This is a genomic window from Chitinophaga pendula (assembly GCF_020386615.1).
Classification (GTDB): Bacteria; Bacteroidota; Bacteroidia; order Chitinophagales; family Chitinophagaceae; genus Chitinophaga; species Chitinophaga pendula.
The window spans coordinates 6,957,538-6,979,180 of record NZ_CP077769.1 but is presented as its reverse complement, the minus strand read 5'-3'; the positions used below and the strand labels follow the sequence as shown (position 1 = coordinate 6,979,180).

Genomic DNA, 21,643 nt, shown 5'->3' with positions numbered 1-21,643 from the left:
AACTCTCAGTTGACATTTTATCTGTCACGTTATACCTGGTTATACATTTTCTTAATGACCATCCTTCAACTGCTCAGGTACTCCTTTTTTCTTATGGTATATAGAATACCAGATAGAGCCACCCAGGCATAGTACGATAACGATCAGGGAAACATATATGGGTAAGGTGAAGTGAAAGATCTCTGCCAACATCTTCAGTCCTATAAATACCAGCACGATAGCTATACCCTGCTGTAAGTAATCAAATTGTGTGACGGCCCCTCTCAGTAAGAAAAAGAGGGAACGAAGTCCTAATACTGCAAATATATTAGAGGTATATACCACCAATGGGTCCTGGGATATAGCAAACACGGCTGGAATGGAGTCCAGCGCAAAGATAATGTCTGTTACCGCCAGCATCACCACTACCACACTGAGGGAGGTGAAATACACCTTATTATGTTTTTTTATTACAAATCGCTCTTTGGGATCTTCATGTGTGATACGCATGTATTTACTCATAAAGCGATAAGCGATGTTTTCTTCCGGTTTGAAGTCTTCATGTTGATCCACAACGAACATTTTGATACCGGTATATACCAGGAAGGCTCCAAATACGTACAATAACCAATGGAATTCAGCGATCAGGGCGGCTCCAACAGTGATAAAGACAGCGCGGAATAGGATGGCCATGAGGATACCGATCAACAGTACCCTGGCATAACTGGTTTCTTTAATCTTGAAGAAACTGAAAATCAAGATGAAAACGAAAATATTGTCAATAGACAGGGACCATTCCATGAGGTAGGCGCTCAGGAAGCTGATGGCGGTAGCATGTCCATCTTCAAACCACATATAAACAAAGAAGGCCAGGGAAAGGCTTACCCAGAAGGCTGTCTGAAGTAGTGCTTTTTTAATGGAGATTGTGGCGGATTTTTTGCTAAGCAGCCCGAGGTCGAAGATAAGGGCCAATACTATAACAATTCCAAAGATGAGGTACGTCCACTGCGTGGGTGTCATGAAAACCTTTTAGATTAGTGAACGGCAAAGATAAGGATATTTATATGCCACGATAGCGAACTGCTGATCTACAGCAGAAAGAAATGGCCAGCAGTAAGGCTGCCGGCCAACATATAAAAAAAGATATTATTTGACGCAAGCGATTGTGGTTACTGGTATTTACGTTGGCGAACGAACTGGAATATCATTGCAAACAATAAGATCAAACCTATAGGAGCAAGGAAGCAGATAGCCTGCCATTTTGTCTTTTCCTGTTTTACTTTTTCCGGATCCAGCAGGCGCAGGGTTAGCTGTTTGTTACGGCTTTCCAGTATCCCATTATTATTAGTCAGGTATTCCAGGCAGTTCAAAAAGAATTCTTTATTAGCGAATGCGAAACCCGGGTTAAATTCATTGATCCCCATTTGCAGCGGTCCATTCTTTCGGGATACTGCATTGGCAATCACATCTCCGTCACTGATCACGATCATTTTACCATCCTGTTCAGCTTGCGCTTTGAAAGGGGCGCCGGAAACCTGCTGTACCATTTTCAGGCTGGCGTCGTCCAGCCTGTTACGGAACAAGGATATGAATTTACCTTCCAGTAATACTGCTGCAGGCAGGTTGGATTGTCGAAAATCCCGTGGGTTAGGTTGCTTTTTAACATCATCCCAGCTTACCTGTACGGGCGCACGGAGGGTACGGCTATTAGGAGAAGTTGTCAGCAACACCGTCTTGCGGATCTCCCCACCCTTAACGGTATCCATAGAACTGGTGAACCTGCTGAGCACCATATCCATATTTTTAACGATCGGATGTTGCCCGGTAGGTGTCAGCAAAGGAAAATAGGGGAAAGGGACTGGTTGTATCTGAGGACGATCTCCAGTTCTTCCCACGACCAAGGGGATGACATCACATTGCAGGTCCTGTACCAGGTCCTGGTTGATACGGACACCATATCTGAATAACAGATCTTCCAGGTCGAGTCCACGATCAAAAGCAATAAAGTTTCGTCCACCCTGCAGACTGTCTACGGAGGCGGTCAATGCATCTATATACCATATGATACGGCCGCCGTTCATGACGTACTGGTCGATCTTCAGCTTATCCTGTTCGGTAAACGTTTGAATAGGACGGTTGAATAAAATCACATCAAAATCCTGGGGAATATGGCTATTAGCCGCCAGTCCCAGGGTATCCAGGCGATAGTTGGATTGTAGGGTACTCAGGGCATCATACACTTCGGCGCCCAGCGATTCTCCGTTGCCCAGCATATACCCGATCAGCGGTTTTTCCTTTTGTTGCAGCTTTTGAATAGCGCTGGCAAACTGATATTCCAATAGTGCTTCGGAGTTACTCATTGTCTGCAGGGGATCCTGGCCTCCCTGGCTCTTTAGTAAATTGACACCGATAGTTCTTCCCTTGTAATGAAGCAATGCACCGGGGAATATCAGTTTTTCCGCATACCCTTGGCTAGACTGTTCCTGTACTTGGAGGTTAAACGGCATAATGCCCTGTGCAGCCAGCGATTCCTGAAAAGCCAGCCGGGCAGAGTCATCCAATCCTTGTCCGGGACCTTGAAAGGTGTATTGGATATGTTGTTTACCATATTCTCGGAACTCATCCAATAGCTCTTGGGTAGAACGAGCTAATTGGCGGAAGCTGGCCGGATAGTCCCCTTTCAGGAACACTTCTATCGTAACCGTACTGTCCAGCCCTTTCAGTAAAGCTTTGGTGGAAGGCGTGAGTGTATATCTATTTTCTTTTGTCAGGTCCTGACGAGTATGAAAATAGGCAGCCAGGATGTTAACAGCGATCAATAAGATCGCCACTCCCAATACCCGCTGTAAATATTTCTTTTGTTTGGTCTGCAAGGTGATCTACGTTTCTGGTTATTCAGTTATTATTCCATTTGCCGGGGGAGCTGCTTTGATCAGCTATCCCACATTCTTCGTTGTAGTGACAAACGGGTAAGGTATAGCATAAAAGCAATTAAACTGATGAAGTACACCACATCCCGGCTATCAATAACCCCGCGGCTGATGGAAGTATAATGAAATTTAATCCCTGCCATTTGTAGATAATAGTCGGCGCCACCTGTAAATACGGCGACCTTACTAAGGGCATCGAATCCATTATAGCACAGGAAGCAGGTAAATACGGCTATTAAGAAAGCGACTACCGAGTTGGCTGTCAGCGAGGACGACCATATACCAATGGCGGTAAAGACAGCCCCCAACAGGAAGAGGCCGATATATGCGCCGGTGATACCGCCATTGTCAATGTTTCCGGGAACGGTGCTCAGTCTGGATATGGCAACGTAATAGACAAGGGTAGGCAATAGGGATATCAATACGACCAGTAGCCCGGCCCAATATTTACCCATTATGACCTGCCACCAGGTCAAGGGTTTGGTACTTAGCAGCTCCATCGTACCGGTTTTGAATTCATCTGCCAGGCTACGCATCGTGATAGCTGGTATCAGCAACAGGTAAATAATAGGAGCCAATTCAAAAAGCGGGTCTAGATTTGCATACCCGTAGTCCAGCAGACTGGTATCCGGGAACACGAATAACATCAGACCATTTGCCAGTAAAAACAGCAGGATAGCTACGTATCCTGTTATACTGCTGAAAAACTGTTGTATTTCTTTCTTAAAGACGGCCAGCATGGAAAAATTAGTAAAAGCACAAATATATAAAATAACGCCATGTGCTATTAAAAACTTATACCATTGGATGTTTTCCTGGCAATGGTGAAGTAAAAAAGGGAGGAATGTAACAAGTGAAAGGCTTATCCGTCCTGCCAAAGCGAGCAGGACCAGCACGGGATAGGGCTAAAAGGACGTCGACAATTTAATGGAAGATATCTTCCTCTTCTTCTATATCTGCATTTTCAATTTCAGCTACTGATAGCTCTTCCAATCCGTTTTTACGCAGGAAGTCGTTGATGGATGCTTTGATCGCGTCTTCTACCAGAATAGAACAATGCAGATTGACAGGCGATAGGTTAAGGGCAGCTACAAAGTCCATATTGTCAATACGGGCAGCCTCTTCTATTGTTTTCCCTTTAAGCCACTCTGTTGCCAGTGATGAAGCTGCTATAGCGGCGCCGCCTCCGAAGGTCTTAAACTTAGCCGCTGTAATGACACGTGTGGTCAGGCTGACTTCTATCTGGAGGCGGATTACCTCGCCCCATTCATTGTTGCCAATCAGGCCAGTACCTACAGTATTACTCTTGCTATCCAAAGTGCCGACATTTCTGGGGTTGTTGTAATGATCTAAAACGATGTCAGAATATGTCATATACTTCTCTGTTTAGTGCCACGTTAGTTAGTATTCCTGGTCATGCTAATGATGTTCCCAGGTGATGGTATTCATATCTATTCCATCTTTAAACATTTCCCAAAGCGGACTCATGTCCCGCAGTTTTTTTACTGCAGCTGTTACCGCCTGGATGGTATAGTCTATTTCTTCTTCAGTTGTAAACCGTCCAAGGCTGAAACGCAGCGAAGCATGCGCCAGGTCATCTCCTAATCCCAAAGCCTTCAGGACATAACTTGCTTCCAGGGATGCTGATGTGCAAGCTGCACCGGAAGATACGGCAATCTCCCTGTTAAATCCCATCATCAACCCTTCTCCTTCTACATATTTAAACGACAAATTAGACACATGTGGTAAACGATGCTGTGTAGAGCCATTTACATAGGCTTCTTCCAGTTCCAGCAGTGCTTTCTCCAATTTATCACGTAAAACAGCCAGTCGCTTAGCTTCTGCTTCCATCTCTTCCATGCACAGCTCGCAGGCCTTACCCAACCCTACAATACCGGGGACATTTAATGTGCCGGAGCGCATCCCTCTTTCATGTCCGCCTCCATCCATCTGAGCCGTTACCTTCACACGGGGAGACTTACGCCTTACATACAGGGCACCTACTCCTTTAGGGCCATAGATCTTATGTGCACTTAACGCCAGCAGATCTATTCCGTCCCGGTCAACATTCACCGGTATCTTCCCTACCGCCTGTGTGGCATCCGTCATCATCAGTATACCATGTTTCTTGGCAATAGCACTGATCTCTTTGATAGGATGTACTATACCGATTTCATTATTAGCATACATAATTGCCACCAGTATAGTCTGCGGGGTAATAGCCGCCTCCAGTTCTTTCAGGTCTATTTCCCCTTCGTTGTTTACTTTCAGGTAGGTCACTGACGCGCCCTTCTTCTCCAGGTGCTTACAGGTATCCAATACCGCTTTATGTTCCGTCTCCGTAGTGATGATATGATTGCCTTTGCTGCTGTACATCTCGAACACTCCTTTCAAAGCAAGATTATCGGCCTCAGTAGCCCCGGATGTAAAAACGATCTCTTTCGGCTCTGCACCTATCAAACGAGCTACCTGCTCTCGGGCGTGATCTACAGCTTCTTCTGCCGTCCAGCCAAAAGCATGGCTTCTGCTGGCCGCATTGCCAAATATTTCTGTAAAATAAGGTAGCATTACGTCTACCACTCTCGGATCGCAGGGAGTGGTTGCGTTATAATCCAGGTATATAGGTAGTTTTGGCATATTCGCAGGATTCTGTTGTGGTCTGTAGCTAAAATCAAACCAAATTTACGACATATGTTCTATTTTTACCCGGTCGCTCCCATTGCAAATACTGATGCGCCGATAGAAGTAGTCTATACCTTTATATTCGTGATACAGAACGGTATGGTTTGCGTTTGACGTGCGTTAACAACTTTTTTACAAATACATAAAAACCAGCTCGTGCTCAAAGTTGAACATATTGGCATCGCCGTAAAATCCTTATTGACGGCTGTACCTTTGTACGAAAAATTACTCAACACCTCCTGTTATAAAAAAGAAGCAGTAGAAAGCGAACATGTGACTACCGCTTTTTTTCGGACAGGCGATACCAAGATAGAGTTATTGGAAGCTACTGCACCCTCCAGTGCGATCGCCAAATTCATCGATAAAAAAGGAGAGGGCATGCATCACATCGCCTTCGAAGTAGCAGACATACATGCAGAAATGCAGCGACTCTCGGCTGAAGGTTTTACTTTATTGCATGAACAACCTAAAGCCGGCGCTGATAATAAAATGATCTGCTTTCTGCATCCTAAAGATACAAATGGAGTACTGATAGAACTGTGCCAGGAGATCAGATGAGGAAGCAACATTAAATTTTTCTGTACGTATTTGCAAAGTTATTAGCTACCTTTGCGGCCAATTGTATTCTCGTCGTGAAAGTCTCCAAACATATAATGGTAGCGTTGCTTGTGCTGGCATGGATGTGCCAGGCATTCAGCCGTTATTGGGTGATGGCCGACTTCTACATGAATCGTGATTTTATTGCCAAAACACTTTGTATCAACCGCGACAAGCCGATGATGCATTGTAACGGGCATTGTCAATTGAAAAAACGCATGAACGACCAGGAGCGTAAAGACAATGAAAACCCGGAGCGTAAAGCGGAAAACAAAAACGAAGTATTCTATACGCAACATATTATCAATAGCATCACACCTGCCTTCATATTCATCGTCACAGCCTGTCAGCCGGGCAACGCAGGCATGCCTGTTGACCGCTCCTCCTGCATCTTCCACCCACCACTCGCATAACGCATTACACGCAACTGCACTTAGCATTCACGAATAACAATATCTCCGTACTTAAAAGTGATACTCCCTGTCCGGGAAAACTTAGTTTTCCTCCCGACAACTTATATCACCTGGCGGAAACTCGTATACGTATGCGTGTATATCCAGCTTCTACTGCTTAATCAGAACATCTTTTTCTTCCAAAGCAACGGACCAGCAGTCCATATTCGCCTGCATAATGCGAAACGGATCGCAATTGCCTGCGTCCATCCTTAAAATACTGCCTAACATCATGCAACGTATTATTACCTCCGTCTTATATACCATTATCACCCTGGCTATTTTCTCCTCCTGTAAAAAGGAATCAGCCACGCCGGCATACAATGAAAAGAAATTAGCCACTTTATCCATACAGTTCGACAATATAGTAGGGGAGAAGAACCTACAACTTAATACAGGCGTGTATACCAACGCAAGTGGTGAACAATTCTCCGTGAGCACGTTACAATATTATATTAGCAATATCAAGGTTACCACGAGCGGTGGACAAGCATACACGGTACCACAGGATAGTAGCTACTTTCTTGTATCGGAGAGCAGTGCTACCTCCCAATTTGTAAAAGTGAAAGTACCCGAAGGGGAATACGCTACACTCAGCTTTGTGTTAGGTGTCGACAGCCTGCGTAGCACAGCTAAAGTAGATAAACGTACCGGCGTACTAGACCCGGCTGGTGAAGCTGGTGGCAATATGTACTGGAGCTGGAACAGCGGTTATATTTTCTTTAAGATGGAAGGCTCCTCCGCGGTAGCGCCGGGTGATAAAAAATTCAGGTATCATATCGGCGGATTCGGCGGCTATAGTGCTCCTACCATCAATAACCTCAAAACCATCGATATACAGTTGACCGCTGCTGGTGTTGCCAAAGTCAGACAAGACCGGGAAGCCAATATCCACCTTATGGTAGATGTAATGAAAGTATTCAACGGACCGACCAATGTCAGCATCGCTCAAAACGCTACCGTAATGTTCGGCGATTTCAGCAAACTTATAGCGAATAACTATACCGCTATGTTCCGTCACGACCACACAGAAAACTAGTCCGTTCAACCCAACAATCATGATGATGAATAAATACGGGTTCATATTTTGCTGCATGCTGTCAATAACAGCATGCAGCAAAAGTGACAAAAACGATACCCCTCCACCCTTTGAGGGTTTCCGGCAACCGGCGAATTTCGCAGCAGCAGCTTACAGATTATCAGACAATAATATTACCCAGGCTGGCTTTGAGCTGGGACGTAAGCTATTTTATGAACCCAGATTCTCTAGGAACAATACCATTTCCTGTGGAGACTGCCACCTGCAAGCCGCTGCCTTCACCCATCACGGCCATGATGTAAGTCATGGTATTGACGACCGGCTGGGTACCCGTAATGCCACACCTCTAATGAACCTGGCCTGGCATACCACGTTCATGTGGGACGGTGGGGTATTCGACCTGGACCTGCAACCGATCGCCCCCATCACCAACGAGGTAGAGATGGATGAAAAAGTAGACAACGTAGTAAAAAAATTACAAGCCAGCAGTGAATATCCTGCATTATTCCAGAAAGCCTTCGGTAATAGAGACATTACAGCGGCACGTATGCTTAAAGCACTATCCCAGTTCATGGTCATGCTGGTAAGCAGTAATGCGAAATACGACAAGGTCATGCGTAAAGAAGGCGATGTATTTACAGCAGAAGAACAAAAAGGATACACGCTCTATCAACAGAAATGCAGTACCTGCCACCAGGAACCCCTATTTACAGATCAATCCTTTCGTAATAACGGCCTTAGCATTGGCCCTAACAATGACGAGGGCCGGTACCTGATCACATTGAACCCGCAGGACAAATACAAGTTTAAAGTTCCCAGCCTGCGGAACCTGGCTTACACCGCACCTTATATGCATGATGGGCGGTTGCTCACGCTCAACGGGGTCTTGGATCATTACACACAGGAAGTACAACGTACACCTAATCTGGACCCGCTGCTGCAACAACAGGCACTGCCAGGCATATCCCTCAGCGCGGAAGAACGGACACAATTACTCGCCTTCCTCAATACTTTAAATGACAGGGACTTCATTACAGACAAAAGATTTTCTCAACCTTAAGCAGCAGTAATCATGATGAAAAAGACTTACCTACTACTACTTATATTGATGGCAAACATGGCTACACCTGCCTTCGCCTGTGATATCTGCGGCTGCGGTGTAGGCAGTTATTATATAGGCATCTTACCTGAATTCAAAAAGCGCTTTATAGGCTTAAGATATCAGTACAAAACGTTACGCACACACTTAGGACCAGGTGGCAGGACATCTTATCTCACCACCGACGAACACTATCAAACAGCAGAATTATGGGGCGGCTGGAATCTGGGTAAAAGGTTCCGTATACTGGGTTTTGTTCCACTCAATTTTAACGAGCGGCAAAATCAGGATGCAACCAAATATAAAACCGGCTTGGGCGACATCGCTGTCGTAGGTTACTATCAATTGCTTAGCAAGCAGCGCTCCTTAGGCAACAACCTGCTGATACAATCCCTCTGGATAGGCGCAGGCGTAAAAGCCCCTACCGGAAAGTATGAGCCTGCCGAACAAAAACTGTCGGAAGCCATGCCCAACAACTTTCAACTCGGCACCGGTAGTGTCGACTTCACACTTAATGCCATGTACGACGTCCGACTGCAGGATTTTGGCCTGAATACCAACGTCAGCTATAAGATCAATACCGACAACCAGTACGACTATCGCTACGGCAATAAATTTACAGCCAATGTACTGGCCTACTATAAGATCAATATTGCACGCAAAGTAACCATAGCTCCTAACGTAGGCATACTGTATGAAACAGCGGCAAAAGATACAGAGCAAAAGAAGTATCCAGTTGATGTATCCGGTGGGGATCTGCTGCTGGGAACAGCAGGCATGGAAATCACTTTCTCCCGGTTTGCCGTAGGTGGCAACTTCCAGACACCACTGGCACAACAACTGGCAGGACAAAAAGTAAAGGCACAAAACAGGATGATGCTAAGTGTTTCCTATCTGTTTTAATTATTACTGCGTATTTATCGGTAGTCATATCGGCAAATACGCAGTATGCAGCTCGCATATGTTCATAAACCAACAATCACTTATATCGGATTATTCCAGGATAGTATGCAAAGGTAAAAAGCAGCTTCGCGAAGTGACTGCGATATAGGTATTTTATGTGAAATCAACATATATGCCTCTCCCCCTTGTCCCCACTGCATTTTTTTAGCATTCCCCCCCCTAAAAACGGGGCTTCAGAACGAATCTTATAATGCTATTTTTCTTTATATATTGAAAATCAATCTATTATTTCGGGCAACTTTTTTTTGATTTTAGCAATCCGAACTACTCTAATCTATCGTAAGTAACGATATTAGTACCACAGCTTAAGAAATGAATACGGAAGCAATTGAACAAAGAAGTCATTACAGCTGTTAATTCCATAAACAAAACAACCAAAGTCGCCCGATCAGCGCTAATTGTTTTCGAGAGTAAACAAAGTTCTCAATCAACATATTTGCTGTCTCTCTACGGAGTTGATAGTATAACGATAACTCTAAAGTTGGCATAGGTTATGAACACCTGCGGGTTTTTTAGCTTGCAGGTCTTTTTTTTATAGCCACTCAATTCCCCGCCATCTTACGCTAAAAAAGGTATACCTCCCTGTCCGGTCGATATACCTCTATCAGTCGATTACTGCGTTGCCCTTATGACGCAAGAACTTTCTCCATGCCCGTACTACGGCTACCTTTTATCAACAGATATGCATCCTCATACTGCTGTTGCTTTAACCACACAGCAGCTTCTGCGGCATCCGGCAAAAGAATATAAGGATGATGCACCTTGGCAAAATCTCCCCCTACCAATACCACCGCATGCCAATGATGCTGTTGTAGCAAATCCACCAATGCCTGATGCTCTTTAATGCTATCTCCTCCAAGTTCAGCCATCGCTCCCAATAACAATACTTTCTTATCTGCCTGTATCCCGGCAAAGTTCTCTACCGCTGCCCGCATACTGGATGGATTCGCATTATAGGCGTCCATTATGATCGTATTGGAGCCTTGTTTGATCACCTGCGAACGGTTGTTGGAAGGTACATATCCCGCTACCGCTTCGCTGATTTTGTCGACAGCTACTCCAAAATGTACACCTACTGCCACTGCCGCCATCACATTGGGGAAATTATATGCCCCCACCAGGTTGGTCTGTAAAGTCCCTACCGAAGACGGCTGTGTAACCCTAACCCCCAATAATGCCGTATCCGCCAGTGGAGATCCCGTAAAGTCAGCATCGGTCTCACCATAGGTAATGACCGTCGCAATACCTTTACTCATCTCTACCAGGTACGGATAGTCCCGGCATACAAATACCGTCCCTCCACTGGAGCGCAGGAAATCATATAGTTCACCCTTTGCCCTGCGTACCCCTTCCTCACTGCCAAAGCCCTCCAGGTGAGCTTTACCGATATTGGTAATAATACCATGGGTAGGCAATGCTACTTCACAGTAAGCGGCGATCTCCTTCTCATGATTAGCCCCCATTTCAATCACGGCGATCTCTATTTCAGGCCCTATTGCCAACAATGTCAGCGGCACGCCGATATGATTATTCAGATTACCTACCGTAGCCTGCGTCTTAAACCCTGCTGCCAATACTGTCCTGACCAGTTCTTTGGTGGTGGTTTTACCGTTAGTACCGGTAATGGCCAGCACCGGGATATTCAGTTGCCTGCGATGGTAGTTGGCCAATGACTGTAAGGTCTGCAATGCATCTGCTACCAGCATCATCTTATCAGGCTGTGTATAATAGGCTGCTTCATCCACGACGGCAAAAGCAGCCCCCTTTTCCAGGGCCGCCGCCGCATAGGTATTCCCGTTAAAGTTGGGTCCCTTTAATGCAAAAAAGATATCCCCTGCCTTTAACTGACGGGTATCCGTTTGTACAGACGGATGCTGACGGTAAACTTCATATAATTGATCGATAGTCACGGCTATGTTATGTTTGGTCACAAATGTAAAAATATCCGCCGTCCGGCAAATACTTTTTTCCCGGCAGCCCTTCCGCAGTCATCTATCATTTCCCCTATCTGTAAACTATACCAATCACAGCTATTAATGAAAAATCCTGGCCTTCCAGGCAACGTAACACTGCTGTCTTACGTATACGGGGCATAATCAGGCACATGGACAGAGTGCCCGCTTTCAATCAGGAGCAATGAGCCGGTTGCCAGCTTTTTTGAAGAACTATTCAATTGATATTATGAAAAAATTATTAGCCTTACTGGCCGCATCAATGCTGACGGCCCCCCTTTTTGCCCAAGACATCTATTCCTGCAGGAATGTCTCATTGTCCTTTTTTTCAGAGGCTCCCATGGAGAATATTGATGCTAAAACAGATAAGGGCGTATCTGCTATCAATCTGAAAACAGGCAACGTGTACTTCAAAGTACCGGTAAACACCTTCCAGTTTAAAAAGAAACTCATGCAGGAACATTTCAACGAAAACTACCTGGAAACCGATAAATTCCCGTCTGCAGAATTTAAAGGTAAACTCCTCAATGCACCCGACTTCTCCAAACCAGGCACTTACGAAGTAAATGTAGAAGGCACCCTCTCCCTCCACGGCGTAGATAAAACCTATCGGGAAAAAGGTACCCTCACCGTAGGAGACAAACAGATAACCCTGCATTCCGGCTTCAATGTAAAACTGGCAGACCACCAGATCAAAATACCCACACTGGTAATAAAAAATATTGCAGAAATAGTAGCCGTGAAGATCCAGGCCGCCTATGAACCCAAATAATAGTACGACCTGCAGTATAGACTCAACGATATCTTTTTAGGCCGGCGCCGGCTACCACATATTACGACAACACAACATCCCTTCATCTTAAATCAATTAAAATCCAGCGTTAAAATGACCATTCTTAGAATTGCGTTCCTTTGCCTGTTAAGCCAGTGGTGTATGGCCCAGGATGATCTGAGCAAAATGTTTGACAAAGACACTCCTAAAGAACATACACCCGTGATTGCCACCTACAAATCTACCCGCATCATCCAGGGACACTCCACCGAAATGCTGAAAAAACGTGAGCTGGACTTTCGTGTGGCACACCGGTTCGGCGACCTGGGCGGAGAATTCGGTGGCTCCAAAACCTTCTTCGGTATGGATAACTCTACCGATATACGCATCGCTTTCGAATATGGTATCACTGACAACCTGATGATAGGTGTCAGCCGCGCCAAAGGCTCCGGCGACCTCAGCCAACTTTATGAGGGAATGGCCAAATTCCGCCTCCTCCAACAAACAACAGACGATCACGTACCGGTATCCCTGGTTGTATTCGGTAATGCAGTAGTAAGCGGTATGACCTCCAGCAAAACAGTCTCCGATCCCAGTCACTTTGAACAGTTCACAGACCGTATGTCCTATACAGGACAAGTAGTCGTATCCCGCAAGTTCGGCGAACGCCTCTCCTTGTCCCTATTACCCACCTATGTACACCGTAACCGCGTCGGTTATATGGACCAAAACAGCATACTGGCCATCGGCGGCGGCGGCCGGTTCAAATTTTCCAAAAGAATGGGACTGCTGGTAGAATATTTCTACCCCTTCCGCAACCAGGAAAGCAAAGACTACTACAAAACATTGGGCAAACAATTTTATAACCCCCTGGCAGTCGGCCTGGAAATTGAAACCGGCGGTCACGTATTTCACATTAACTTTACCAACTCCACAGCAATACTGGAAAACCAATTCATACCAGAAACCACCAGTTCCTGGTTACAAGGACAGTTCCGCTGGGGATTCAATATTTCCAGAAGATTTTCATTATAAACTTGGAAAAGATCACCTGCCGCATAAAAGAAAATTCCTGGCTGGCCAAAATAGCGGCCGCCAAACTGCATAGCAAGCAGGTAGCATTGGTATTGGGAGGCACTATACACCTGTATGGCGCCTCCCGTTCCGATCTCTTATCCAATATATCCTGGCTGCGACACGAAGTATGCCATGTCAGACAATACCGCCAATACGGCCGCTGGCTCTTCCTATGGCTATATTTCGTAGAATGGTGTCGCAAAGGATACTATAACAACCACTTCGAAATTGCCGCCAGAGCCGCCGAAAATGATCCCTATATCCTCGAAGGTATCCACATCACCTAAAATCCCCATCCCTAAAGCGAGCTGGTGCTCAATAATTTAAGTGACTGCGGCCTCGTTAGCACTTTACCTAAAAATTCGTTAAAGTGCGCTACCCGCTTATATAAATTTTCAGGGACTGCACTTATTTTCCTTATTTTTACGTCAAAGGAGGTGTTCTATGGTAAAAAAAGTAACAGAAGGAATCACCATCAGCGTGGAAACATTCTATCAGCCCGATTACTCTAATCCAATCGGAAGTGAATTCATGTTTGCCTATCGCGTTACCATTGAGAACAACAATACCTTCCCTATTAAGTTATTACGCCGCCACTGGTTCATCATTGATTCTAACGGTACACACCGCGAAGTAGAAGGAGAAGGCGTAGTAGGCGTTCAGCCCTTGCTGGCCCCCGGAGAAAGCTACCAATACGTGTCTGGCTCTAACCTCCGTACCGAAATAGGGAAAATGTATGGCACCTACCAAATGGAAAACCAGCTCAATAAGAAAATGCTGGAAGTAAAGATCCCTGAATTCCATATGGTAGTACCATTTAAACTCAATTAGTAACAGCTGGTATTATCCACCCTATAGTCTTAAACTATTTAAAAAAGGCTGACGGAAAAGTAAGATACTTTCCTGTCAGCCTTTTTTATTACCTGTTCTTTTTTATTAACTAATGGCTATCTTGGCTTATACTTAGCCCCGTTGAAAATGATCATCGGGTCCTTGATCTCCAGCAGCTGTTGCAACGTTACCTGCGGATTACGATCCATATACTTCTTCACGATCTGCCACCCTACGAAATAACCGATCTTACCCGGCGCCTCTCCCGGCATCCCCTGCGTAGTAGGCCCGTCATTCAGAAAACGCGACACATGTTGCCAGTCAGAACTATACAATAACTGCTGCTGCACAAAAAATTGCCAGATCAGTTGCTCATTATCCTTACACCAGGCCAGTTGCTCCTTCGTATAACCGGTCTTAATAGTATCGGGCGTAAACGGTAATACCTTATCCAGGAAATATTGCTGCCGTCCCGCATCTACCATCTGGGCAATCAACGTCGTATTATTCGCCGCCAGCGGATAACGCTGCTGTACCAACGCCAGCATACAGTTGACAGGAATATATTCCGGAGAGAACTTACGGATCATATAAGCAGGATAATCCGGTAACATCCCATATACCGGGAAGTTTGCGCCCATATACATATCCAGCCCAATCCCCAATACACCGTCCGCAGTGATAGCTCCATAGTTACCAATCGCCGAAATAAAAGTAACTACCTCCGGTGCATGAAAGTCCGGCAGGTAATACCGGGTATATTTAAATGCCTGCGTCAACTCCTGCTCGATCGGCTCCACCTTCGCAAAATGTTTATTCACGGAATCCTGCAATAACCGCAGATCCCGGTTGGTCAACATCGTCCGTAGCTGATGCTTCACCACATCGCTGCTGTCAGAATAAGGCCCCAGGTTCACAATATGCTCCGAATACACCGGCAGGAATAAAGGATACCTTATCGACAATCGCTTCAAACCGTCCCCTACCGCATTACTGTCAATACGGAACAGCTCCTGGTCAAATCGCTGTATCTTCACGGTCATCGGTATATGACTCACGTCAGGGGCCTTTACGGTATGCCCGCATCCCGCCCCTGCCAACCACAGGAAACAGATCAACCACAGCCAGGTGTTTTTTATGGTGTAACTTTGCATCGGTTTATCAAAACTAAATAGCAGGTAAAAATATTGCATACATTGTATTAAAAAAAAGGTAAAATCAATATGAAGCGTTTTTCATTGTTATTAGCATTGTTCAGCATAGCAGTGGGGAGTATGGCACAAGGCAAGTTTGATATGACAAGATCAGTACGGCTCGGATTCAAAATAGACCCGGGTATCATGATGCTCAAACCCCAGGAAGAAGGCGTTACCCGCAACTCGTCCCGGTTCGGTGCCAGCTTTGGTATCATGGTCGACTTCATGCTCAATGAAGCAGAAACCTATGCCATCGCTACCGGCCTCCAGATCGTCACCAGCGGCGGCAAACTCAAATATGATGCAGGCAAAGGCCTCAGCAGGTACAATAGTGCCCCCGCTGAATACGACATGCGCCTCACACATATAGAGATCCCTGCTACCCTCAAACTCAAAACAACCCCTACCAGCAGCGGCGCCGCCTTCTGGGGCCAGTTCGGCACCTACCTCGGATTTCCCGTCAGAGCCAGGGCCGACGTAGTCAGCCTCAACCAGAAATGGGAAAAACAAAACCTGATCAAAGAAGTCAATCGTATCAATATCGGCCTGCTCGTAGGCGCAGGTGTAGAATACCCACTGGGCGAACGCCTCACCGGCCTCGTAGGCCTCAGCTATCAGAACGGATTCATTGACGTTACGCGCAACGCCAGATGGGGCGATGGCAAAGTTAATATGAATAGCCTATCGCTCCGGCTCGGCGTATATTTCTAATCATTTTTTAATCGACATTTTTTATCACAGATCATTTAGGACATGAAGATCGTACTGGCACAGCAGAACTATCATATCGGCAACTTCGAGGTCAATACCGCCAAGATCATCAGCGGCATTCAGGAAGCAATAGCACAGGAAGCGGACCTGGTCGTATTCTCAGAACTGAGCATATGCGGATACCCTCCCCGCGACTTCCTCGAATTTGAAGACTTTATCAATAAATGTTATGCCGCCATCGATGAGATCAAAGCATACACCGACCGTATAGCCGTATTGGTAGGAGGACCCTGCCGTAACCCGCAGAAAGAAGGTAAAGACCTCTTCAATGCCGCCTGGTTCCTCCACGAAAAAGAGGTGAAACAGGTCATCCATAAAACACTGCTGCCTACCTATGATGTATTCGATGAATATCGCTACTTCGAACCGTCCTACGAATGGAAGGTCATCCCCTTCAAAGGCAAAAAACTAGCTGTCACCATCTGTGAAGATATCTGGAACCTGGGCGACAACCCGCTCTACCGCGTCTGCCCCATGGACCTGCTTATCCTCCAGCAACCGGATGTCATGATCAACCTGTCCGCATCCCCGTTCGACTATGACCATGATGCCGACCGCCGCGAGATCATACGCTCCAACGTATTGAAGTACAAGATCCCCATGTATTACTGTAATACCGTCGGCTCACAGACTGAGATCGTATTCGATGGCGGCTCCAAAATATTCGACGCCCTGGGCAACATCGTCCGGGAACTGCCCTACTTCCAGGAAGCCATCGACGGAATAGCACTGGAACAATTGCTCATCCCTACCGTACATACACCAGCCCCTGCCTATCAGGCAATCACTCAATTGCTGCCAGAACACAATATCGCCAGCATATACGAAGCCATCGTACTGGGTATCCGTGACTATTTCCGTAAAATGGGATTTACCAAAGCGATCCTGGGCTCCAGCGGCGGCATCGACAGCGCTGTCACCCTCGCCCTCGCCTGCGAAGCCCTCGGCAAAGAAAACGTACGGGCTATTCTCATGCCGTCACCGTATTCTACCGAACACTCCGTAGATGATGCCGTCGCCTTGTCCAAAAACCTCGACAATCCCTACGATATCATCCGTATCAACAATATCTACGAAACATTCCTCCAAACACTGGATCCCTACTTCAAAGGACTCCCCTTCAACGTCGCAGAAGAAAATACCCAGTCCCGCATACGGGGCAACCTGCTGATGGCACTGTCCAACAAGTTCGGATACATCCTGCTCAACACCTCCAACAAAAGCGAGCTGTCCACCGGTTACGGTACGCTGTACGGCGATATGGCCGGCGGACTAGCCGTACTGGGCGATGTGTATAAGATGCAGGTCTACGCCCTGGCTCGGTATATCAACCGCCATAAAGAAATCATACCGGTCAATATCATCGACAAAGCACCGTCCGCCGAACTGCGCCCCAACCAAAAGGACAGCGACAGCCTGCCGGACTATACTGTACTCGATAGCATCCTCTATCAGTACATCGAACGCCGCCAGGGACCCCGCGAGATCATCGCACAGGGCTTCGATCCCGCACTCGTCACCCGCACGCTCAAAATGGTCAATACCAACGAATATAAACGTAACCAGTTCTGTCCCATCATCCGCGTCTCCTCCAAAGCATTCGGCGTAGGTAGAAGGGTACCCATCGTTGGTAAATACCTGAGCTGACAACAGCCACAGATCGTCAAAGACGAATAATGCTCGACACTTACTGCCTGCGACTTACCGCAGCAAGACTTATATTTGCCCAAATTTTATACTAGAAACAATGTTACAAGTCCCTTTTATTCGACAAAACAAGGAATTGGTACTGGAACGTCTGGCACTTAAACATTTTAAACAAGTGTCCATCGTGGAAGAAGTGCTGGCACTGGATGACAAGCGTAAAAAGTTAACGCTGGAATACGATGAAACCCAAGCCCAGGTCAACTCCGCTTCGAAAGAAATCGGACAACTGATGGCCAAAGGACAAAAAGAAGAAGCCGAACAACGCAAATCAGAAGTAACACTACTCAAACAACGCCTCGCACCCATCACAGAAGAACTGGCCGCTACCGAACAGCTGCTACACGATACATTGGTACACCTCCCCAACCTGCCCGGCCCCGCCGTACCTCCCGGAAAAACGCCGGAAGAGAACGTCGAGATCCGCAGCTGGGGCAATATACCCACCCTGCAAGCAGGCGCCGTTCCACACTGGGACCTCGCCAAAAAGTACGACCTCATCGACTTCGAACTGGGCAATAAGATCACCGGCAGCGGATTCCCCGTATACAAAAACAAGGGCGCCCGTCTCCAACGCGCACTCATCCAATACTTCCTGGATTATAATACCAACAATGGCTATACCGAGTACGCACCTCCCTATGTCGTAAACGAAACCTCCGCTTACGGCACCGGCCAGCTGCCCGACAAAGAAGGACAAATGTATTACATCACAGAAGATAAACTGTACCTCATCCCTACCGCTGAAGTACCCGTAACAAATATCTACCGCGATGAAATATTGAAAGATACCGACCTGCCCATCAAAATGACCGCACATACCCCTTGCTTCAGAAGAGAAGCAGGCTCCTACGGTAAAGATGTAAGAGGCCTGAACCGCGTCCATCAGTTCGATAAAGTAGAACTCGTACAACTCGTACATCCCGATAAATCTTACCAAGCACTGGAAGAAATGGTAGCACACGTGGAAACACTCCTGCAATCCCTCCAGCTGCCTTATCGTATCCTCAATCTCTGCGGTGGCGATATGAGCTTCACCTCCGCACAGACCTACGACTTCGAAGTATACAGCGCAGCACAGGAAAAATGGCTCGAAGTAAGCTCCGTATCCAATTTTGAAAGCTACCAGTCCAATCGCATGAAGATACGCTTCCGCGAAGCAGGTGGCAAACCCCAATTGGTACACACCCTCAACGGCAGCTCACTCGCATTGCCCCGCATCCTGGCATGCCTGCTCGAAAACAACCAGACCGCAGATGGCATCCACCTGCCCCCCGTATTACAATCCTACTTCGGTGCAGGTAAGATCAGCTAAAACTGCTCCCCATATTTTTCCCTAAAAGGCCGGCTTTTGGAGCCGGCCTTTTTTTCTTATCTAGCTCCTTCTTTCCCTCCACCTTTCCTATATCATTCCTGTATCATTCGTATAACATTCGTATAAGCATCCTATAAGCTACCCTCGCTAAAATAATCCGGATCAGTGGGTTATATGCGCGAGATTTCTTATATTGTTACCGTTACGATCACCACTCAATTTGTTCTTATGAAGAAAACAGTAGGCCAACTATTACTGCTGGCTGTCATCCTGTGGGGATGCAGCAAGGGTATATCACCCACTGACACCGCAAAAGTCAAGGAAGCCTTCGCCAAATATCCGGATGGAGAGGGTAAAAGCTTATTCCTGGAAAAATGCGGCAAGTGTCATAAGTACCAACTGCCAGAATTCCGTACGGCAGACAAATGGACGGGCATCATGGAACGAATGGCCAAAAAAGCCAAACTGACTGACACACAAAAAGCGGCCGTTACTGAATTTGTTAAAAGCAACGCCAAAGCGTCTTAACAAGGCCCGCATCATCGCATTGATCCGGATACCGGATGGCTGCCCCCAGTCAGATAGGTATCCGGATTTTTTTTATGGCACAAAAACTGTCACTTTAGCCTGAACCTGCTTAATATATGCAACAACACCTGCTTCCAAATGGGCAATACCTGATCATCCGTCCCCCCGCAATAGAGGACGCTCCCGCCCTTTTGGAATCCTTCCGCCAACAAACCCGTGAAACCGACTTCCTCCTCCTCACACCGGAAGAAGCCGCCGCCATGACCATACAGGAAGAAGAAACATTTATTCAATCCTATCTCAACCACCCCCAACACCTCCTCCTGCTGGCCGAAGTCAATGGCCAGCTCGCCGGTAGCATCTCCGTCAATCAACAGCCCTTCCGAAAACAAGCCCATATCGGCATCATGGGCATCGCCGTATCCCGCCCATACTGGAACCTCGGCATCGGCAGACGGCTCATGACCGCCATGATCCGCTGGGCCGAACAACATCCCGATATCACCCTCATCCAATTCTCTACCTCCGCCCACAACGATAAAGCCATCCACCTGTACCGCAACTTCGGCTTCCAGGAATATGGCCGCATACCCGATAATATGAAAGGGACAGATGGTACCTTTGCCCCTGTCATCCTCATGCAAAAACTCGTTAAGTAAATACCTGCCAAAATGCCTGTACAAACCTTCACCGGCAAATACTACGATAGCGCCTCCGATCGCACCGTCGACGCCACCATCGCCATTAATGCCCATGAACTGAAAATATCACTGCCCTCCCCGCAAGGCCAGCCCCGATTCGTCATATGGCACTGGAATGCCGTAAAGAACGCCGGCAGCGTACCCGGCGGATACCGCCTCCGCTATCCCGGATACCCCGAACAACACATCACCGTCGCCGATGTCGTATTCCCCGACGTAGCCGCCTACTTCCTCCAGCATGCACGTAAAAGACGCTATTCACCAGCACTCATCATAGGCTGCATACTCGCCGCATTCGCCGCCATTATCGCCGCGGTATACTTCTGGCTGATACCCTTCATCGCAGTCAAAATTGCCGACCAGGTACCCGTTTCCTACGAAGAAGACCTCGGCAACCAAAGCTATGAAGCCATCATCAAACAGTATACCCCCCAACAGGAAACCTCACAACTGCTCAACGATTTCTTCCGTACCATGGCAGTTCCCTCCCCCTATAATATCCGGATAACCGTCGTAAAAGATACCGTCGCCAACGCATTCGCCCTCCCCGGCGGACATATCATCGTCTACGACCGACTCATCCACGATATGCAACACTACGAAGAGCTGGCCGCCCTGCTCTCCCACGAATTCGCCCACATACAACTGAAACATACCACCCGCTCCATATTCCGCTCCGTAGGCTCCTACGCTTTCATCTCCATCCTCTTCGGCGACCTCTCCGGCATCGGCGCAGTAATCGTGGAAAATGCCAACAGCCTCAAAGGACTCCAGTACTCCCGCTCCCTCGAAAAAGAAGCCGACGGCTATGGCCTGCAAATACTGGAAAAACGGCAAATATCCCCCGATGGATTTATCCAGCTGTTCCAGACATTGCAAAAACAAAGCTCTTCCCAACCCACCGAATGGCTCAGCAGCCATCCCGACCTGGAAAAAAGAGCGGCCTATATCAAACAACAGGCAGCCAATAACTACAACTCCGCCGGCAATCCCGCCCTACAGGCCATCTGGACCCGGATCAAATCACAACAGCCGTAATTAAGTACCTTTAGTAT

At 47.0% G+C, this 21,643-nt stretch carries 22 protein-coding genes; 15 read left to right on the top strand and 7 right to left on the bottom strand.

The window, feature by feature from the left end; genetic code table 11:
* Nucleotides 1–51 precede the first annotated feature (51 nt).
* The 5 genes from KTO58_RS26330 to KTO58_RS26310 form a co-directional block, all read right to left on the bottom strand.
* The gene (locus tag KTO58_RS26330; RefSeq protein ID WP_095836549.1) at nucleotides 52–999 is read right to left on the bottom strand and encodes a TerC/Alx family metal homeostasis membrane protein; all 948 of its coding nucleotides are present in this window, start codon (nucleotides 997–999) and stop codon (nucleotides 52–54) included.
* A 149-nt stretch (nucleotides 1,000–1,148) separates the two neighbouring features.
* Nucleotides 1,149–2,852 (bottom strand): gliding motility-associated ABC transporter substrate-binding protein GldG, encoded by a 1,704-nt coding sequence (gene gldG, locus KTO58_RS26325; protein ID WP_157752724.1) that lies wholly within the window; start codon nucleotides 2,850–2,852, stop codon nucleotides 1,149–1,151.
* A gap of 59 nt (nucleotides 2,853–2,911) precedes the next feature.
* Complete coding sequence (gldF, locus tag KTO58_RS26320; protein ID WP_095836551.1) at nucleotides 2,912–3,649, bottom strand: gliding motility-associated ABC transporter permease subunit GldF; 738 nt, start codon at nucleotides 3,647–3,649, stop codon at nucleotides 2,912–2,914.
* A gap of 184 nt (nucleotides 3,650–3,833) precedes the next feature.
* Nucleotides 3,834–4,283, bottom strand: coding sequence for an iron-sulfur cluster assembly scaffold protein (locus KTO58_RS26315; protein ID WP_095836552.1), 450 nt, complete (start codon nucleotides 4,281–4,283; stop codon nucleotides 3,834–3,836).
* A 45-nt stretch (nucleotides 4,284–4,328) separates the two neighbouring features.
* On the bottom strand, nucleotides 4,329–5,546 hold the full coding sequence (locus tag KTO58_RS26310; RefSeq protein WP_095836553.1) for an IscS subfamily cysteine desulfurase: 1,218 nt from the start codon (nucleotides 5,544–5,546) through the stop codon (nucleotides 4,329–4,331).
* 201 nt (nucleotides 5,547–5,747) lie between these two features.
* Here KTO58_RS26310 and mce point away from each other — a divergent pair, with 201 nt between their 5' ends.
* From mce to KTO58_RS26285, 5 genes are all read left to right on the top strand, one after another.
* Entirely contained in the window at nucleotides 5,748–6,149 is a 402-nt protein-coding gene (gene mce / locus KTO58_RS26305) for a methylmalonyl-CoA epimerase (RefSeq protein WP_095836554.1), read from the top strand.
* Between the two features lie 74 nt (nucleotides 6,150–6,223).
* Nucleotides 6,224–6,601, top strand: a complete 378-nt coding sequence (locus KTO58_RS26300; protein ID WP_157752725.1) for a hypothetical protein — start codon at nucleotides 6,224–6,226, stop codon at nucleotides 6,599–6,601.
* 217 nt (nucleotides 6,602–6,818) lie between these two features.
* Nucleotides 6,819–7,679: an MbnP family protein gene (locus KTO58_RS26295; RefSeq protein ID WP_225859931.1), complete on the top strand. Its 861-nt coding sequence runs from the start codon at nucleotides 6,819–6,821 to the stop codon at nucleotides 7,677–7,679.
* 55 nt (nucleotides 7,680–7,734) lie between these two features.
* Nucleotides 7,735–8,739 carry a cytochrome-c peroxidase gene (locus tag KTO58_RS26290; RefSeq protein WP_225859930.1) on the top strand — a complete coding sequence of 335 codons (1,005 nt, stop codon included), beginning with the start codon at nucleotides 7,735–7,737 and terminating at the stop codon, nucleotides 8,737–8,739.
* Between the two features lie 12 nt (nucleotides 8,740–8,751).
* On the top strand, nucleotides 8,752–9,681 hold the full coding sequence (locus tag KTO58_RS26285; RefSeq protein ID WP_095836557.1) for a transporter: 930 nt from the start codon (nucleotides 8,752–8,754) through the stop codon (nucleotides 9,679–9,681).
* 686 nt (nucleotides 9,682–10,367) lie between these two features.
* Here KTO58_RS26285 and KTO58_RS26280 read toward each other — a convergent pair.
* Complete coding sequence (locus KTO58_RS26280) at nucleotides 10,368–11,672, bottom strand: UDP-N-acetylmuramoyl-tripeptide--D-alanyl-D-alanine ligase (RefSeq protein WP_225859929.1); 1,305 nt, start codon at nucleotides 11,670–11,672, stop codon at nucleotides 10,368–10,370.
* Nucleotides 11,673–11,922: 250 nt separating this feature from the next.
* On the opposite strand from KTO58_RS26280, the gene KTO58_RS26275 reads away from it, so the two are divergent.
* The 4 genes from KTO58_RS26275 (at nucleotide 11,923) to apaG (ending at nucleotide 14,373) form a co-directional block, all read left to right on the top strand.
* Nucleotides 11,923–12,465 carry a YceI family protein gene (locus KTO58_RS26275; protein WP_095836558.1) on the top strand — a complete coding sequence of 181 codons (543 nt, stop codon included), beginning with the start codon at nucleotides 11,923–11,925 and terminating at the stop codon, nucleotides 12,463–12,465.
* A 114-nt stretch (nucleotides 12,466–12,579) separates the two neighbouring features.
* Nucleotides 12,580–13,500 carry a DUF5777 family beta-barrel protein gene (locus tag KTO58_RS26270; RefSeq protein WP_095836559.1) on the top strand — a complete coding sequence of 307 codons (921 nt, stop codon included), beginning with the start codon at nucleotides 12,580–12,582 and terminating at the stop codon, nucleotides 13,498–13,500.
* Between the two features lie 2 nt (nucleotides 13,501–13,502).
* Complete coding sequence (locus KTO58_RS26265; protein ID WP_095836560.1) at nucleotides 13,503–13,829, top strand: DUF4157 domain-containing protein; 327 nt, start codon at nucleotides 13,503–13,505, stop codon at nucleotides 13,827–13,829.
* A 157-nt stretch (nucleotides 13,830–13,986) separates the two neighbouring features.
* Nucleotides 13,987–14,373 carry a Co2+/Mg2+ efflux facilitator ApaG/CorD gene (apaG, locus tag KTO58_RS26260; protein WP_095836561.1) on the top strand — a complete coding sequence of 129 codons (387 nt, stop codon included), beginning with the start codon at nucleotides 13,987–13,989 and terminating at the stop codon, nucleotides 14,371–14,373.
* Between the two features lie 116 nt (nucleotides 14,374–14,489).
* Here the strand turns inward: apaG and gldB are convergent, their stop codons facing one another.
* Nucleotides 14,490–15,527, bottom strand: coding sequence for a gliding motility lipoprotein GldB (gene gldB / locus KTO58_RS26255; RefSeq protein WP_443092838.1), 1,038 nt, complete (start codon nucleotides 15,525–15,527; stop codon nucleotides 14,490–14,492).
* 69 nt (nucleotides 15,528–15,596) lie between these two features.
* On the opposite strand from gldB, the gene KTO58_RS26250 reads away from it, so the two are divergent.
* The 6 genes from KTO58_RS26250 (at nucleotide 15,597) to KTO58_RS26225 (ending at nucleotide 21,626) form a co-directional block, all read left to right on the top strand.
* A complete protein-coding gene (locus KTO58_RS26250; RefSeq protein WP_095836563.1) occupies nucleotides 15,597–16,280 on the top strand; it encodes a porin family protein in 684 nt (227 codons plus the stop codon).
* Between the two features lie 42 nt (nucleotides 16,281–16,322).
* On the top strand, nucleotides 16,323–17,987 hold the full coding sequence (locus tag KTO58_RS26245) for an NAD+ synthase (protein ID WP_095836564.1): 1,665 nt from the start codon (nucleotides 16,323–16,325) through the stop codon (nucleotides 17,985–17,987).
* A 100-nt stretch (nucleotides 17,988–18,087) separates the two neighbouring features.
* On the top strand, nucleotides 18,088–19,359 hold the full coding sequence (gene serS / locus KTO58_RS26240; RefSeq protein WP_095836565.1) for a serine--tRNA ligase: 1,272 nt from the start codon (nucleotides 18,088–18,090) through the stop codon (nucleotides 19,357–19,359).
* 228 nt (nucleotides 19,360–19,587) lie between these two features.
* A complete protein-coding gene (locus tag KTO58_RS26235; RefSeq protein ID WP_095836566.1) occupies nucleotides 19,588–19,887 on the top strand; it encodes a hypothetical protein in 300 nt (99 codons plus the stop codon).
* A gap of 116 nt (nucleotides 19,888–20,003) precedes the next feature.
* The gene (locus KTO58_RS26230; protein ID WP_095836567.1) at nucleotides 20,004–20,546 is read left to right on the top strand and encodes a GNAT family N-acetyltransferase; all 543 of its coding nucleotides are present in this window, start codon (nucleotides 20,004–20,006) and stop codon (nucleotides 20,544–20,546) included.
* 12 nt (nucleotides 20,547–20,558) lie between these two features.
* Entirely contained in the window at nucleotides 20,559–21,626 is a 1,068-nt protein-coding gene (locus KTO58_RS26225) for a M48 family metallopeptidase (protein WP_095836568.1), read from the top strand.
* Nucleotides 21,627–21,643 lie beyond the last annotated feature (17 nt).

Bases quoted from the DNA above. Each gene is read 5' to 3' on its own strand.
- KTO58_RS26245 (WP_095836564.1), top strand. From the start codon at position 16,323: ATGAAGATCGTACTGGCACAGCAGAACTATCATATCGGCAACTTCGAG.
- KTO58_RS26275 (WP_095836558.1), top strand. From the start codon at position 11,923: ATGAAAAAATTATTAGCCTTACTGGCCGCATCAATGCTGACGGCCCCC.
- KTO58_RS26285 (WP_095836557.1), top strand. From the start codon at position 8,752: ATGATGAAAAAGACTTACCTACTACTACTTATATTGATGGCAAACATG.
- KTO58_RS26330 (WP_095836549.1), bottom strand. From the start codon at position 999: ATGACACCCACGCAGTGGACGTACCTCATCTTTGGAATTGTTATAGTA.
- KTO58_RS26230 (WP_095836567.1), top strand. From the start codon at position 20,004: ATGCAACAACACCTGCTTCCAAATGGGCAATACCTGATCATCCGTCCC.
- KTO58_RS26250 (WP_095836563.1), top strand. From the start codon at position 15,597: ATGAAGCGTTTTTCATTGTTATTAGCATTGTTCAGCATAGCAGTGGGG.
- KTO58_RS26310 (WP_095836553.1), bottom strand. From the start codon at position 5,546: ATGCCAAAACTACCTATATACCTGGATTATAACGCAACCACTCCCTGC.
- KTO58_RS26235 (WP_095836566.1), top strand. From the start codon at position 19,588: ATGAAGAAAACAGTAGGCCAACTATTACTGCTGGCTGTCATCCTGTGG.
- KTO58_RS26290 (WP_225859930.1), top strand. From the start codon at position 7,735: ATGCTGTCAATAACAGCATGCAGCAAAAGTGACAAAAACGATACCCCT.
- KTO58_RS26270 (WP_095836559.1), top strand. From the start codon at position 12,580: ATGACCATTCTTAGAATTGCGTTCCTTTGCCTGTTAAGCCAGTGGTGT.
- serS (WP_095836565.1), top strand. From the start codon at position 18,088: ATGTTACAAGTCCCTTTTATTCGACAAAACAAGGAATTGGTACTGGAA.
- gldB (WP_443092838.1), bottom strand. From the start codon at position 15,527: ATGCAAAGTTACACCATAAAAAACACCTGGCTGTGGTTGATCTGTTTC.
- KTO58_RS26225 (WP_095836568.1), top strand. From the start codon at position 20,559: ATGCCTGTACAAACCTTCACCGGCAAATACTACGATAGCGCCTCCGAT.
- KTO58_RS26295 (WP_225859931.1), top strand. From the start codon at position 6,819: ATGCGAAACGGATCGCAATTGCCTGCGTCCATCCTTAAAATACTGCCT.
- KTO58_RS26315 (WP_095836552.1), bottom strand. From the start codon at position 4,283: ATGACATATTCTGACATCGTTTTAGATCATTACAACAACCCCAGAAAT.
- apaG (WP_095836561.1), top strand. From the start codon at position 13,987: ATGGTAAAAAAAGTAACAGAAGGAATCACCATCAGCGTGGAAACATTC.
- gldF (WP_095836551.1), bottom strand. From the start codon at position 3,649: ATGCTGGCCGTCTTTAAGAAAGAAATACAACAGTTTTTCAGCAGTATA.